Annotated in this window: 14 protein-coding genes; all 14 read right to left on the bottom strand. The window is 62.2% G+C overall.

All coding sequences use genetic code 11. From position 1 onward, the window contains the following. Positions 1-71: 71 nt before the first annotated feature. The 14 genes from scpB to R4P64_RS15705 all read right to left on the bottom strand — a co-directional run bounded on the left by scpB (position 72) and on the right by R4P64_RS15705 (position 14,182). Positions 72-779, bottom strand: a complete 708-nt coding sequence (scpB, locus tag R4P64_RS15770; RefSeq protein ID WP_033231890.1) for an SMC-Scp complex subunit ScpB — start codon at positions 777-779, stop codon at positions 72-74. Continuing rightward, on the bottom strand, positions 776-1,591 hold the full coding sequence (locus R4P64_RS15765) for a segregation and condensation protein A (RefSeq protein ID WP_051730308.1): 816 nt from the start codon (positions 1,589-1,591) through the stop codon (positions 776-778). Before R4P64_RS15765 ends, scpB begins: the two co-directional genes overlap by 4 nt. Beyond that, positions 1,591-2,469 (bottom strand): ParA family protein, encoded by an 879-nt coding sequence (locus tag R4P64_RS15760; protein WP_374700925.1) that lies wholly within the window; start codon positions 2,467-2,469, stop codon positions 1,591-1,593. Before R4P64_RS15760 ends, R4P64_RS15765 begins: the two co-directional genes overlap by 1 nt. Positions 2,470-2,746: 277 nt before the next feature. Continuing rightward, a complete protein-coding gene (xerD, locus tag R4P64_RS15755) occupies positions 2,747-3,670 on the bottom strand; it encodes a site-specific tyrosine recombinase XerD (RefSeq protein ID WP_033231888.1) in 924 nt (307 codons plus the stop codon). Between the two features lies 1 nt (position 3,671). After that, positions 3,672-4,304, bottom strand: a complete 633-nt coding sequence (locus tag R4P64_RS15750; protein WP_317821644.1) for an NUDIX hydrolase — start codon at positions 4,302-4,304, stop codon at positions 3,672-3,674. 7 nt (positions 4,305-4,311) lie between these two features. Continuing rightward, positions 4,312-6,072, bottom strand: coding sequence for a CTP synthase (locus R4P64_RS15745; protein ID WP_045067871.1), 1,761 nt, complete (start codon positions 6,070-6,072; stop codon positions 4,312-4,314). Positions 6,073-6,215: 143 nt separating this feature from the next. Next, positions 6,216-7,163, bottom strand: a complete 948-nt coding sequence (locus tag R4P64_RS15740; protein WP_033231885.1) for a copper transporter — start codon at positions 7,161-7,163, stop codon at positions 6,216-6,218. Beyond that, positions 7,160-8,344, bottom strand: a complete 1,185-nt coding sequence (steA, locus tag R4P64_RS15735; protein WP_033232172.1) for a putative cytokinetic ring protein SteA — start codon at positions 8,342-8,344, stop codon at positions 7,160-7,162. Before steA ends, R4P64_RS15740 begins: the two co-directional genes overlap by 4 nt. A gap of 88 nt (positions 8,345-8,432) precedes the next feature. Continuing rightward, the gene (recN, locus tag R4P64_RS15730) at positions 8,433-10,208 is read right to left on the bottom strand and encodes a DNA repair protein RecN (RefSeq protein WP_045067873.1); all 1,776 of its coding nucleotides are present in this window, start codon (positions 10,206-10,208) and stop codon (positions 8,433-8,435) included. 3 nt (positions 10,209-10,211) lie between these two features. Beyond that, positions 10,212-11,159: an NAD kinase gene (locus R4P64_RS15725; RefSeq protein ID WP_317821640.1), complete on the bottom strand. Its 948-nt coding sequence runs from the start codon at positions 11,157-11,159 to the stop codon at positions 10,212-10,214. Continuing rightward, positions 11,156-11,986 (bottom strand): TlyA family RNA methyltransferase, encoded by an 831-nt coding sequence (locus tag R4P64_RS15720; RefSeq protein WP_045067874.1) that lies wholly within the window; start codon positions 11,984-11,986, stop codon positions 11,156-11,158. The genes R4P64_RS15725 and R4P64_RS15720 overlap by 4 nt, the downstream gene beginning before the upstream one ends. A gap of 1 nt (position 11,987) precedes the next feature. Beyond that, the gene (locus R4P64_RS15715) at positions 11,988-12,230 is read right to left on the bottom strand and encodes a hypothetical protein (protein ID WP_033231881.1); all 243 of its coding nucleotides are present in this window, start codon (positions 12,228-12,230) and stop codon (positions 11,988-11,990) included. A 75-nt stretch (positions 12,231-12,305) separates the two neighbouring features. Further along, positions 12,306-13,289: an HAD-IIA family hydrolase gene (locus tag R4P64_RS15710; RefSeq protein WP_045067875.1), complete on the bottom strand. Its 984-nt coding sequence runs from the start codon at positions 13,287-13,289 to the stop codon at positions 12,306-12,308. Continuing rightward, complete coding sequence (locus tag R4P64_RS15705) at positions 13,286-14,182, bottom strand: hypothetical protein (RefSeq protein WP_230590016.1); 897 nt, start codon at positions 14,180-14,182, stop codon at positions 13,286-13,288. Before R4P64_RS15705 ends, R4P64_RS15710 begins: the two co-directional genes overlap by 4 nt. Positions 14,183-14,324: the final 142 nt, after the last annotated feature.

Here is a 14,324-nt window from a genome sequence, read left to right as displayed (position 1 = left end):
TGTCAGTTTTCAGCTGTTTCCCGACTGTGGTCGGGTCTTTTCTTTCTGCTGACGACGGCGGGATTTCCCCGTCAGTCGTCGTCGACTTCGGTGTCCACCACGTCGGTGGGCACGTCGGCCTTGTTCATTCTCGCAAATCGCGGATCGGATTCGAGGCTTTCGCTGATGTCGTCGATCAGGTCGACATCAGGCAAAAGCGGTGCCAACTCCGGGAGATCGCTCAGCGAGCTCAATCCGAGCCGTTCGAGGAACAGTTCGGTTGTGGAGTACCGTGTCGCGTTGGTGTCCGGGTCTGGCCCGGCTTCCGCGATCAGTCCGCGGGCGAGGAGTGTGCGTACCACCCCGTCCACGTTGACGCCTCGTACTGCACTGATCCGCGCACGAGTCAACGGTCCACGGTATGCGACTATCGCCAAAGTTTCCAATGCTGCGCGGGTCAGTTTGGTACGTGCGCCGTCCAGCAACAGCCGTTCGACGTAGGGGGCGAATTCTTGCCGCGTGTAGAAACGCCATCCGTCGCCTGCGTATCGCAGGTCTATGCCGCTGCCACGGGCGGTAAGTGCAGCCGACATCAGTTGCAGTCGCTGCTCGACGCGAGCCGGATCGGTACCGGTCACGGAGGCAAGTTGCGCCACCTCTGCCGGTGAATCGACTACGAGCAGCAACGACTCGAGCACAGCGTCGAGTTGAGTGTCGTCCAGCTCGAAAGCCAGAGCCGAATCACCCTCACCGGAGTCATCTACCTGCACAGATTCCGTCGCGGCCGGATTGAGACTCATCGGTAGTCCTCCTCGGTGACGGGGGTTGATTCCTCGCCGGTCCAGGTAACGAGCAGTGGCCCGAGCGGCTCGGGTTGGTCAAAGGCAATGGTGCGCCGACGGTACAGCTCGAGCAGCGCCAGGAAGCGGGCGACAATCGGGGCGGCGTCGTCACAGTCCTCGATCAGGTCCGGAAACGGTACCCACTCCCCTGTGCCGCGGGCACGCAGTAGTTCGAGGATGAACTCCGCTTGTTCGGGGATCGAGATATTGGACACATGCAGGTGATCGAGGCTGACTGTGGGCACCGGCCGGGGTGCGAAAACGGCTGCGGCGATCTCGGCGAACTTGTGCGAATCCACTCCGAGCAGCACTTCGGGAAGGAGATCGGCGAACTGGTCCTCGACGGCAACGGAGCGGGGGTATCGCCGCAATGCTGCTTCCTCGAGTTCACCGAACAGCGTCGCAACTTGCTTGTAGGCGCGGTACTGAAGGAGCCTGGCAAAAAGAAGGTCACGGGCTTCGAGCAGAGCAAGATCCTCGGCGTCCTCGACTTCGCCTGCCGGCAGGAGCCTGGCGGCTTTCAGATCGAGAAGTGTCGCGGCGACAACAAGAAACTCCGTCGTCTGATCGAGCCCCATCGCACTGCCGAGTTGCCGGGTGTACGCGATGAAATCGTCGGTGACGGTGTGCAGCGCTATCTCGGTGACGTCGAGTTGGCGTTGGTTGATCAGGGAAAGCAGCAGATCGAACGGCCCTTCGAAGTTTCGAAGTGTTACGCGGAACTCTGCAACTGCTGGGGATGAATCTTCTTGCGGTGGAATCAGTTTCACTAACGACCAGACCGGTGGATTACTTCGCGGGCCAGCGCCCGATACGCCTCGGCTCCGGCAGATTTGGGTGCCCAGGTGGTGATCGGCTCGCCGGCCACGCTGGTTTCGGGGAAACGCACTGTGCGGTTGATCACGGTGTCGTAGACAACGTCGCCGAACACCTCGACGACGCGCGCCATCACCTCACGGGCGTGGAGTGTGCGCGAGTCGAACATCGTGACGACGATACCGGCCAACTCGAGTTTGGAATTGAGCCGGTCGTGAACCTTTTCGACGGTGTCGTTGAGCAGCGCCAGACCGCGCAGGCTGAAGTATTCGCATTCCATCGGAATGATCACGGAATCAGCGCAGGCCAAGGCATTGACCGTCAGCAGACCGAGCGACGGTTGGCAGTCGATCAGAACGTAGTCGTATCGATCCAGAACCGGATGCAAAACGCGACCCAGCGTCTGTTCACGTCCCACTTCGGTAACCAGCTGAATCTCGGCCGCCGATAGATCGATATTGCTCGGCAGCAGATCCAGTCCGTCGATCCGGGTGCGCATCAGTACGTCGTCGATGGACACACGCGGTTCGACGAGCAGGTTGTGAACCGTCAGTTCCAGATCGTGGTGCTGCACGCCCAACCCTGCGGACAGTGCGCCCTGCGGGTCCAGATCGACCAACAGCACGCGGCGGCCGTACTCCGCCAATGCGGCCCCCAGATTGATCGTGGACGTCGTCTTGCCGACGCCACCCTTCTGGTTACACATTGCGATGATCATCGCGGGACCGTGGTGCGGCAACGGGGTCGGCATCGGGACTTCTCGTACCGGTCTACCGGTTGGTCCGAGTTCTTCAACTGACGGAGCATCCGACGAGGTCGGTAGGTCGAATATCGCCTCGGAATCGGTGGCTGGGGCAGGTTCGGTAGAGGGGTCGAGGTACTGGGTTGTGACATACGGCGGCGCTGACTCCGCCGCTGCTCGCTGCGATGTCGACACGGTCCGATGCTCCCCTGTTCTTTCGACGGTTGCTCTCGGCGCCGGCAACCCGTGGAATACCCGGCAATACCGAATTCCGACAGGCCGAATACTCACAAGAGTCGCTCGCGCGCCTTGAACGCTACCGCTTATTTCTCCGATTTCTCACGCAACACGCATTACACGCAGCCGGCTAGCGCGCCCGGGGGTGTGCTTGCGCCCACACTTCACGCAGCGCTGTGACGGTGACCAAGGTGTAGATCTGGGTTGTGGTGACCGACGCGTGGCCCAGAAGTTCCTGCACAACACGAACGTCGGCACCGCCGTCCAGCAGGTGTGTGGCAAAGGAATGTCGCAGCGTGTGGGGCGAAACGTCAGCCGTGATTCCTGCCGATGCCGCCGAATCCTGAAGGATCTGCCAGGCACTTTGCCGGGACAACCGTCCACCTCGCGCGTTGAGGAACAGGGCAGGCAAGCCCCTGGTAGCCAGCGCGGGCCGGCCACGCACAAGATAAGCGTCGACGGCCTCGATTGCGGGCCGACCGATGGGCACCACGCGTTGCTTTCCGCCCTTGCCGTGGAGCACAACGGATCGAGAGTGGGTGTCGATGTCGTCGACATCGAGGTCGATGGCTTCCGAGATACGAGCTCCGGTGGAGTAAAGCAGTTCCAGGAGTGCGCGATCCCTCAGATCCCGGGGACCGTCTCCGGCTGCGCCACCACCGGACGCTTCCAATAGCGCAATGATCTGGTCGAGCGGGAGCGCTTTGGGGAGTTTGCGTCCGGGGGTCGGCGGTTTGACTGCCCGGGCCACGTCGACCGTTGTGAGTCCTTCGGCGGTCGAGAACTTGTGGAAACCGCGTACCGCGATCAGGGTCCGCGCGGCAGAACTCGGCGCCAACGCGACAATTCCGGCGTCCTTGTCCCCCAGCCGCAAATTCGTCACGAATTCCGTGATGTCGTTTTCAGCAACTCGAGAGACATTGTCGATGCCCCTGGCATTGAGGAATTCGACGTATCGATACAGATCCCGGCGGTACGAGAGAAGAGTATTGCGAGCGGATCCCCGCTCGACCGCTAGGTGGTCCAGAAATGAATCCACCTGTCTGGCAAGCATTTCAGGCCCTGGACTTGCGTTCTCCGAAGGCGGTCGGACGGTCCGGCCACGGAGCGTCGGCTGGTCGCAACTCTGTGCCGACAGCGCGTGCTGCCGCCAGCGCCATGATGCCGGACACCGCGGTGGCGTTCACCAGATCGCCGCGCAAGGCCATGTCGACGGCCTGCGCCAACGGCACCCGCGCAATCTGCAGGTCCGCCTCTTCGTGTTCGGGATCTTCCCGGTCCACGTCGTGCAACCCCTCGGCGAGGAAAATTCGCACAGCTTCGTCGGTGAACCCCGGCGAGAGCGCAACGTCGACAAGCACGGACCAACGATCCGCGCCGAGTCCGGTTTCTTCGCCCAACTCGCGCGCAGCAGCGTCCAACGGGCTCTCGCCAGGTGCGTCGAGAAGACCGGCCGGGATCTCCCACAGCCGATGACCGAGCGGATGCCGGTACTGATGAATCAGAACAAGATTGTCGTCGGCGTCGATCGCCACCACCGCAACAGCGCCGTGGTGTTCGACGACCTCCCGGTCGGCGCGCTGACCTCCTGGCATCACCACGGAGTCCTTACGCAGCGCGATGATCGCGCCGGTGTAGATCGTGGTGGAGTCGAGGGTGTCGAATTCGTGCCGACCGGGGTCGCTCATGTGATTGCTAGACCTTTTCCGAGGATTCGGTGACGGCGTCGAGTTCGGTCTCGGTTGCTGCGGTGTCGATGGTCTTCTCGGCGTGAACGTCAACGGGCAGACGCTCTTCGAGCTTGTACTTCAACGCCGCATCGATGAACGCTGAGAACAGCGGGTGCGGACGCGTCGGGCGGCTCTTGAGTTCCGGGTGTGCCTGCGTTGCAACGAAGAACGGGTGCTGCTCGCGCGGGTACTCGACGAACTCGACGAGATGGCCGTCGGGCGACGTACCGCTGAACTGCAAGCCGGACTTGGCAATCCGCTCACGGTAGGTGTTGTTGACCTCGAAGCGGTGACGGTGACGCTCGGACACGTTTTCGGTTCCGTAAGCCTGCGCCGCAACCGAACCCTTGGTCAGCACTGCCGGGTACGCACCCAGACGCATCGTGCCACCGAGGTCGGCCTCGCCGGCGATCACGTCTTCCTGATCGGCCATCGTGGAGATGACGGGGTACTTGGTGTCCGGTTCGAATTCAGCCGAGTTGGCGTCCGTCAAACCCACGCTGCGTGCGGCTTCGATGACAACACACTGCAGACCGAGGCAGATACCGAGCAGCGGGAGTTTGCGTGCGCGGGAGTACCGGATCGCGCCGAGTTTGCCTTCGATACCGCGGATGCCGAAGCCGCCGGGGATCAGAATGGCGTCGACGTCGCCGAGGGCGGCCTGAGCACCTGCTTCGGTCTCGCACTCGTCGGAAGCAACCCACGAGATCTCGACCTTGGAACGATTGGCGAAGCCGCCCGCACGCAGAGCCTCTGTCACCGACAGGTACGCGTCCGGCAGGTCGACATACTTGCCGACCAACGCAACTCGGACGGTCTCACGCGGCTGGTGAACCCGATCGAGCAGATCGCCCCATACGGTCCAATCGACGTCACGGAAGGGCAGACCCAACTGACGCACGACGTACGCGTCGAGGCCCTCGCGGTGCAGAACCTTCGGGATGTCGTAAATCGACGGCGCGTCGGGAGTGGAGATGCAGGCGTCGACGTCGACGTCGCACATCAGGGCGATCTTGTTCTTGAGGCCCTGCGGAACGTCACGATCGCAACGAAGGATGAGCGCGTCGGGCTGAATGCCGATGCTGCGCAACGACGCAACCGAGTGCTGCGTCGGCTTGGTCTTGAGTTCTCCGGATGGGCCGAGGAACGGCACGAGGGAGACGTGCAGGAAGAATACGTTGTCGCGGCCGACGTCGTGGCGGACCTGACGGGCAGCTTCGAGGAACGGCTGCGATTCGATGTCGCCGACAGTTCCACCGATTTCGGTGATGACGACGTCGGGGCGCACGCCCTGCAGATCCGGGCCGCTCATCTCGAGGATGCGTCGCTTGATTTCGTCGGTGATGTGCGGGATGACCTGAACGGTGTCGCCCAGGTACTCGCCGCGTCGCTCCTTGGCGATAACCGTCGAATACACCTGGCCGGTGGTGACATTGGCCTGACCCGAGAGATCGCGATCGAGGAAGCGCTCGTAGTGTCCGACGTCGAGGTCGGTCTCTGCGCCGTCTTCGGTGACAAACACTTCACCGTGCTGGAACGGATTCATGGTGCCCGGATCCACATTGAGATAGGGATCGAGTTTCTGCATGGTCACGCGCATGCCCCGCGCGGTGAGCAACTGTCCCAAACTCGAGGCGGTCAAACCTTTACCGAGCGAAGAAGCAACACCTCCGCTGACGAAGATGTGCTTGGTGGCGGTACGCGTGGTGTTGCGTGACTGTGGCAAAAGGGGCTCCCGTGACGACTGTGCAGGGCTTGGTCTGTTGAAGCAATGCTGGGGCCTGCCGACCCACGGGATTTCACGGTAACACCTATGGGGCCCCGACGCCTACTACGCGCCGAGTTTCGCCCCACGATGTGACCGGGGTATCAACTCGCGGGTGCACCGACGGTGATCGCCGCGGCTCCCGGGCCGGTTCCGTACCGTCCTGCTCCGCCGTTCAACTGCTCTTGCAAAGCCAGCGAGGTAGTGATCTTCCCGGCTTCACGATCAACGTTGTCGATGGTCGTCAGACCCGCTGAGAGCGCCGCATCGGCCCGTACAACCGCAATCGGACCATTGCCATCGGCCGAGCCCGGTCGACCCGCCAGGACCGTTCCTGCGCCGCGTCCGTCCAGCGCACCGGCAAAGCGGGCGATCACGGCGCCGCGATTACCGGAGGCCCCGTCGTCCGATGCGTTGTCGCCCGTGAGGACCACCGCGAGCTGAGCCGGCTTGACGACACCGTCGTACGTGACGAAACCTGCGCTGCGCAACGTGTCGAGAGCCAGATTCAGCTCGTCCGGCGTGCTCTGCGGCTCACTGGTCGATCCGTTGAGCAAGAGGACTGATCCGAGCAAGTCACCGGCGAGGCTTCCCTGGTCGACCGCTCCCGTCTTGAGAGTGATGCCCGCGGGGATCACGTTGTTCACGACCGTCCGCAGACGGTCACCGCCGCTGGCATCGGCAAACGAATCCGTCAACGACACGCGACCGGTCACCGCGCCGCCCGATGCCGCGATCAATCGCGTGACACCGTCCAGATCGCTCGGATCAGCGTCGGGTGCGGTCACCAGCACAACGGTCCGACCGGCGAGAGAATCACGTACGACGCGTCCGCCCACTGCCGAGTCGAAACCGTCGGCGGAGTTGAGTTGCTCTTCGAGATGATTGTTCTGTTCGTTAAGATTTTCGATCTCGTTCTGCAGATCAGCCTTGTCGTCGCGCAGGCCGGAGAGCAGCCCACTCGACAACATTCCGGATCCCAGAACGACGCCGATGGCGAGTGCCAAGAAAATAGCCGCAATCGAAATTGCGTGTTGACGCATAGAAATCACTTGAAGAGCCCCTGAACCCACAGCGCAAAGCTGTTCCATGTTGCGATTGCCCAGTCGAGAACTTCACTACCGGCATTGGATACGACCAGCGCGACGATCACCGCGACCAGTGCGGCGAGCACCAGAAGAGCAATAGCTCCCCCGGATACCCGACTGCGATACAGCGTTGCGACGGCTTTGGCGTCGACAAGTTTCGGACCGACCTTGAGTCTGGTCATGAACGCCGACGGATTGCTTTCGCGGCGAGCACGATCGAAGAATTCGTCGAGCGAGACGACGTTACCGACCGTCACGATCAGCGATGCGCCATGATGGTCCGCAAGCAACAAAGCCAGATCCGTCGGTGAACCCGTTGCCGGGAACGTCATAGCTCCGATACCGAGATCCTGGATGCGCGAAAGGCCGGCAGCATGACCGTCCTGGTCGGCAGGCAGAACCACCTCGGCGCCGGACTTCAGAGTGGCGCTTGTGATTTCTTCCGGGTCGCCCACGATGAGGTCGGGGCGGTAGCCGGCTTTGCTCAGTACATCGGCGCCCGCACCGACGCCGATCATGATCGGCGAGTACTCCTTGATGAACGGCTTGAGGTTCTTGAGATCCGCCTCGTGATCGGGCCCGTCGGACACCACCACGACATGGCGGTCCTTGAGATTGATGTCGACGTCTGGCACGCCGATGCCGTCGATGAGGAGCGGACTCTCGGTTCGGATGAACTCGATTGTGTTGCCGGAGAACGCTTCGAGGTGGTCGACGAGTCCGGTTTTTGCCTCGATCATCCGGTCGGAGATCTCGGCCTCGGACTGTTCCTCACCCTTGAGGAGGCTCTTTGTTCCGTTGAAGACCTCGCCTTCGTGCAGGCGAATCTTGCTGCCGTCCTTGATCGACTTGAATACCTCGCCGTCCGGCGCGTCGATCAGGACGATGCCGTTGGCGACGATCACCTCCGGGCCGAGGTTCGGGTATCTACCGGAGATGGACGGCGATGCGTTGACAACCGCGAGCACTCCGGCTTTCACCAGAGCGTCGGCTGTTCGCCTGTCGATGTCGAGTTCGTCCAGGACGACGATATCCCCGGGACCGACACGGCGTAAAAGCTTGGCCGTATTCCGATCGACCCTGGCGATGCCGCTGATCCCTGGCAACGACGTGGTGTTACGGGAGAGCAATGCGGGCATCTTCATGGCTTCGATGATGAACCCGAACCTGCCGCTATCGGTGGAGGCGCGCCGAACCAACTACCACATCAACCACAACTGCACCACGTATTGTTCAATCTGTGACGCGTGCCGCATTGGCAATTTCCAACAGTTCCTCGGCGTGCGCACGACCCGTTTCAGTATCGTCCAAGCCGGCCAACATCCGGGCCAGTTCCACGACTCGATCGCTGTCCGAGAGTGTCCGAACACCACTGCTGACGACGCCGCCCTTGTCGTCGACTTTGTCGACTACGAGATGGGTATCAGCGAATGCCGCCACTTGCGGAAGGTGCGTCACCACAATCACCTGATGTGTCCGAGCAAGTTTGGCCAATCGGCGACCGATCTCGACTGCCGCACGACCACCGACTCCGGCGTCCACTTCGTCGAACACCATCGTCGCGCCGGTGTCACTACCGGCAAGAACAACTTCCAAGGCCAGCATCACTCGCGAGAGTTCACCGCCCGACGCGCTTTTACTGATCGGCAATGACGGAGCGCCGCTGTGCGCCGACAACCGGAACTCCACCTCGTCTACGCCTCCGGAACCGGCATGCAATTCCACTCCCCCGACGTTCAGCGGAGCCGAATCCTGAGGACCGGCGACCTGCTGCCGGACGCTGACTTCCAAACCGGCCCGGCCCATCGCCAGTCCGGCCAGTTCCGCACTGACGGCTTTCGACAACTTTGCAGCCGCCTTCACTCGCGCCGCGCTGAGTTTGGTGGCCGCATCTGCTGTCAGCGCGGCGGATTCCTCGACCTGCTTGCTCAACAATCCGAGAGCATCCGACGATACGTCGAGTTTGGACAGTCGAGTACGAGCAGTGTCGGCCCATTCCAGAACTCCGTCGACGTCAGCGGCATACTTCCGCGTCAGCGTCTTCAGTTCGGATTGACGTGACAGCAGTGTGTTCAGAGCACCCGGATCAGACGGTAATCCAGCGAGGTAGGTATTGAGATCGCCGGCTACATCGGTGACAACCGCGATGGCATCGGCCAGCCGCGCACCCAATCCGTCCAGATCAGAATCGACGACGGACTCGATCCGCGCCCTGGCCTCCGACATCAGATCCAGTGCGGGCGAGACTCCGACATCAGCACTGGCCATGTCGTCGCTACCGGCGAGTGCCGCATGCGCTTCCTCGGCTGCCGAGCGCAGCGAATCCAGATCACTGAGACGCCGAACCTCTGCCACGATGGTGGCGTCCTCGCCCGGTTCCGGTGCAACACCGTCGATTTCGTTGAGTGCGAAGGTCAGCTGATCCGCTTCCTGCGCCAGTTCGCGGGCCTTCGACGTGCGTTCGATCAGTTCCGAACGAGCGTCAAGCCATTCACGGCGATGCTTCCGGTAGCGCGTCAGGAGCGTTCCGATTGTCTTGTCGCCGAAGCGATCCAGAGCATTACGCTGCTGGTCGGGACGAAGCAGTCGGAGCTGATCGTTCTGACCGTGCACCGTCAACAACGGGTCGGTGAACTCCGAGAGCACACCGGCCGGAACGCTGCGACCACCGAGATGCGCTCGCGATCGTCCGTCGCTACCGACGGTCCGGACCGCGATGATGCTGCCGTCCTCGTCACGCTCGGCTCCGGACGACTCGAGGATCCGCGCGATCTCTCGTTCCGACGCCGGCGACAAGTCCGTGACGAACCTGCCCTCGACAACTGCGCGGGAGGCGCCCAGACGCACCCGCCCGGCATCGGCTCGGGCACCACTGAGCAAGTGCAGGCTGGTGACAACCATCGTCTTACCCGCACCGGTCTCACCGGTCAGGACGGTCAATCCCTCGTGGAATTGCGCTGACGCCTCGGAGATCACACCCAGGCTGTCGATTCGGATCTCTGCGAGCACGTTTTAAGGCTTCCTTCCCCGCCACCCGGTCACCGGCAATTCAAACTTTCGCACCATCCGATCGGCAAACGGCGCCGAATCCAGTCGTACCCACTTGACCGGAGTCGCACCCCGAACAATCTCGACGCGTCCGCCCGCAGGCAGTTCCAGCGTGCGGCGACCGTCGCAGAACACCAACCCGTCGTGACTGCCGGCAACGGTCTCCACCGCAATCAGAGACTCCGGACTGGTGACGAGTGGACGCGCGAACAGTGCGTGAGCGTTGCTCGGAACCACAAGTAGCGCTTCGAGTTCGGGCCACACCACCGGACCACCGGCAGAAAACGCATAGGCCGTCGATCCCGTCGGCGTGGACACCAGCACACCATCGCAGCCGAATGCCGACACCGGCCGCCCGTCAACTTCGAGAACCACTTCGAGAACACCCAGACGCGAGCGGTTTTCGATACTCGCCTCGTTGAGAGCCCACCCGCGATCGATTATCTCGTCATCGACGCGAACCACAACGTCCAACGTCATCCGGTGTTCCACGCGGTATTCCTTGCGGACTACCTGCGCGAGAGCCTCTTCGAGATGCTCGGCCTCGGTCTCCGCCAGGAACCCGATGCGTCCGAGGTTGATTCCGAGAACCGGAATCGACGCTTCCTGAGCCAACTCCGCGGCACGGAGAAAGGTGCCGTCGCCGCCGAGAACCAGAACCATCTCGCATCCGACTGCCGCTTCAGGACCTGGGTGAACAACTGTCACATCAAGATCCGGCGCCGAGAATCCCTCAGGCGCAGTCATTGCCTCGATACGCGAGCTGTCAGCTTCGTCGACCAGCACCCGCAGGCCAATGCCCGCGCTCTCGAAGATCTTTCCGACTCGTCGGGCAGTTTCGGCGATATCACGGCGACCCGGGTGTGCCACCAGGAGAATTTCGCGTGACTCACCTCCGGCAGTTGCATTCACTGCGGACCTTCCTCTACAGCTCTGCGGATCAGATCCTCGACCGACGGCGCATCGTCAGCCTGCTCCTGCGGCTCGGTTTCCTTCTTGAGCCACAGGAAGTACTCGACGTTTCCGGACGGGCCGGGCAGCGGACTCGCAACAACACCGGCGGTACGCAGGCCCACCTTGGCGGCAGCTTCGGACACTTCGAGGACAGCGGAAATCCGAAGCTCAGGGTCACGAACAACCCCACCTGCCCCGACTCGATCCTTGCCGACCTCGAACTGCGGCTTCACCATAGGAACAAGATCGGCGCCGTCTGCAGTGCACGCGACAAATGCCGGGAGCACAAGCTTGAGAGAGATGAACGAGAGGTCGGCAACAACCATGTCGACGGTCCCACCGATGGTTTCGGCGTCGATGGCGCGGACATTGGTGCGGTCGATGACGTGAACCCGCTCGTCCGACTGCAGTCGCCACACCAATTGGCCGTATCCGACGTCGACAGCAACCACTTCTTTGGCACCGCGGGTCAACAGAACGTCGGTAAATCCACCGGTCGAGGCACCGGCGTCCAGGCAGCGACGCCCCTCGACGCTCAGCCCTGATTCACCGAAAGTGTCAAGAGCGCCAATCAGTTTGTGTGCTCCGCGGGAGGCCCAAGAGACTTCCTGCTCGACCTCGACCACGCGCAGCGGTGTTCCGGCTTCGATGGCCGTAGCCGGTTTGGTGGCAACGGCACCCGAGATGAGGACCCGGCCGGCCGAGATCAACTCTTGTGCATGATCGCGTGAACGTGCCAATCCACGACGAACGAGTTCAGCGTCGACGCGTGCTCTACGTGCCATGTCAGACCCTGTCCACAGACGCCAGTGCTTGGACCAGCACCTCGTGTGCTTGTTCCAGTAATTGCGCCTTGTGTGGAATCACGCCTGCTCCGTGCTGATCGTTCGGATCCTGATCGAGTTGCCCGAGACTCACGAGCAAAGCGTCGACGTCGGACCGAATACGCTCCGGGTCAACACCTCGCGACGGCCCAGGCACACCGGTGCCGGGGCTCGTGTTTTTGTTGTTCGATATCGGGGTGCTCATCGCGCACAACGCTAGTGCATGACCATTGGTTGCGCACACATCCCCACCCCGCGAGTCGAACACTCTTGCGAGAATTTACGCCAACCACGAATCTACGACGCGTTGCACATCGGCGTTCGATGCCTCGACGTTTTCGAATGCCGGATGTTCCCATGCCACGGGAGCGAGTGCGCGCAGCAGCGACGTCTCGTCCCCCACCATGGGTCCGTCCACGACCAGTGCCGTCCCGGACGCGGAGATGGTCCACTTCGAGTCGGTGCCGACCTTCGACAATGCGGCAGGCTGGTTCAGTGCGTCCAGGGTTGCAGCAATGTAGGTGGGGTGCTGTTCGAGTGGAGCGCGCAGAACATCAGCGGGCGTGCTGACACCGGTCAGAACAAGCAGTGAATCAATCGAAACAGCATGCGCGCCTTCAATATCCGTATCGAGGCGATCGCCGACGACCAACGGTTTGGTGCAACCGCTGCGGAGCAATGCATCGTTCATGAGCGGGGCCGCGGGCTTGCCGGCCACCAATGGTTCTACCTTGGTCGCTGCTCGCAGCGCCGCGACCATCGAACCGTTTCCGAGCACCAAACCACGCTCGGAAGGCAGCGTGGTGTCGAGATTGGCCGCCACCCACAGTGCGCCTGCGCGAATTGCGAGGCAGGCCTCGGCGAGGATCGACCAATCGGTTGCGGTCGAATGCCCCTGTACGACGGCAACTGGAGATTCGGCAAACTCACGAACCGGACGCAGTCCGACCCGAGTCACCTCGTCGGCAAGCGCTTCGGTGCCGACAACAAGCACCGCAGACCCGGGAGCGACCCGTTCGGCAAGCAAACGGGCAGCCGTCTGTGAACTTGTCACAACCCGGTCGTCGACAGAATCGAAGCCGAGTTCGGTCAGATGCGCAGACACATCCGACGGTGACCGGCTTGCATTGTTCGTCACGTAGTAGAGCGCTTGCGATCCCTGGCCCAGAGCACTCTGGGTACCAGGAATCGCGTGAGCGCCCGCGTAAAGCGTCCCGTCGAGATCGAGCAGAAGTACGTCGTACTGGCTGCGAAGAACCGTCACAGATCTTCTCCGGACAGCTCCGCCACCCGCTCTTCTGCATCCGTATCGCCCTCGAGATCTGCTGCTGCAGCATTGAGGAACCACTTCAGACCGTCTTCGACGCGGCCAGCCGCAACAAGTGCGTCGGCGTAGGCGTAGAACAGCCTGGCAGCAGACGCACCGGTGCGCTTTGCATCAAGATCGGCAGTCTGCAAGGTGACAACGGCCTGATCGAACTGGCCGAGATCCATCCGGGCGCCTGCTACGACCATCCGAAGCTCCGACGCTTCATCACCCGACAGCAGTTTGGCTTCGTCACTACGACCGAGTTCGATCGCCCGCTCGGGGCGACCCAATCCGCGTTCGCAGTCAGCCATCACTGCAATAAGTCCAGGACCGCCGGCCATACGACGAGCTGCACGCAGCTCGGACAATGCTTCAGCCCATTCACCGGCGTGATACGCAGTGATTCCGGCAGCTTCACGAACAACCGCGATTCGGCCGGCGCGCTGACGGGCAGCACGGGCATGGAGCAGTGCAAGTTCCGGATCTTCGTCGACCAACTTGCCGGCCATGACGAGGTGACGCGCAACTGTGTTGGCGTTGTCCTTGTCCAAGCTCAGCAGATCACGACGAACAGCCGGATCAAGTTCGGTCGGTTCTACGTTGTCTGGTAGATCGGGTTCGTCAGGGCGTGCTGCCTGACGCTGATTGCGGTCACCGTCGCGTCCACGAGGGGTAAATCCACCCTCGCCGCCACGACGCGATCCGCCGCTTCTGTCTCCTCCGCCGCTGCGGCGGTCGCCGCCACCGCTGCTTCGGGGACCACGCCCGTCGTTGTCACGACGGGGGCCACCTGAACGAGGCGCTCCTCCCCCACGGAAGGACCGACGCTCGTCGCCATTCTCCGACACAGTCTTTCCTTTCATACAACGCACGAAAGGGGACCCAGTATGTTGGGTCCCCTTTCGGTTAACGGGTGTTCGGCGGTGTCCTACTCTCCCACACCCTGTCGAGTGCAGTACCATCGGCGCTGAAGGGCTTAGCTTCCGGGTT

Origin of the sequence: Rhodococcus sp. IEGM 1366, from assembly GCF_033142425.1 — a bacterium.
GTDB lineage: Bacteria > Actinomycetota > Actinomycetes > Mycobacteriales > Mycobacteriaceae > Rhodococcus_F > Rhodococcus_F globerula.
This window is presented reverse-complemented; position numbering and strand designations above follow the sequence as displayed.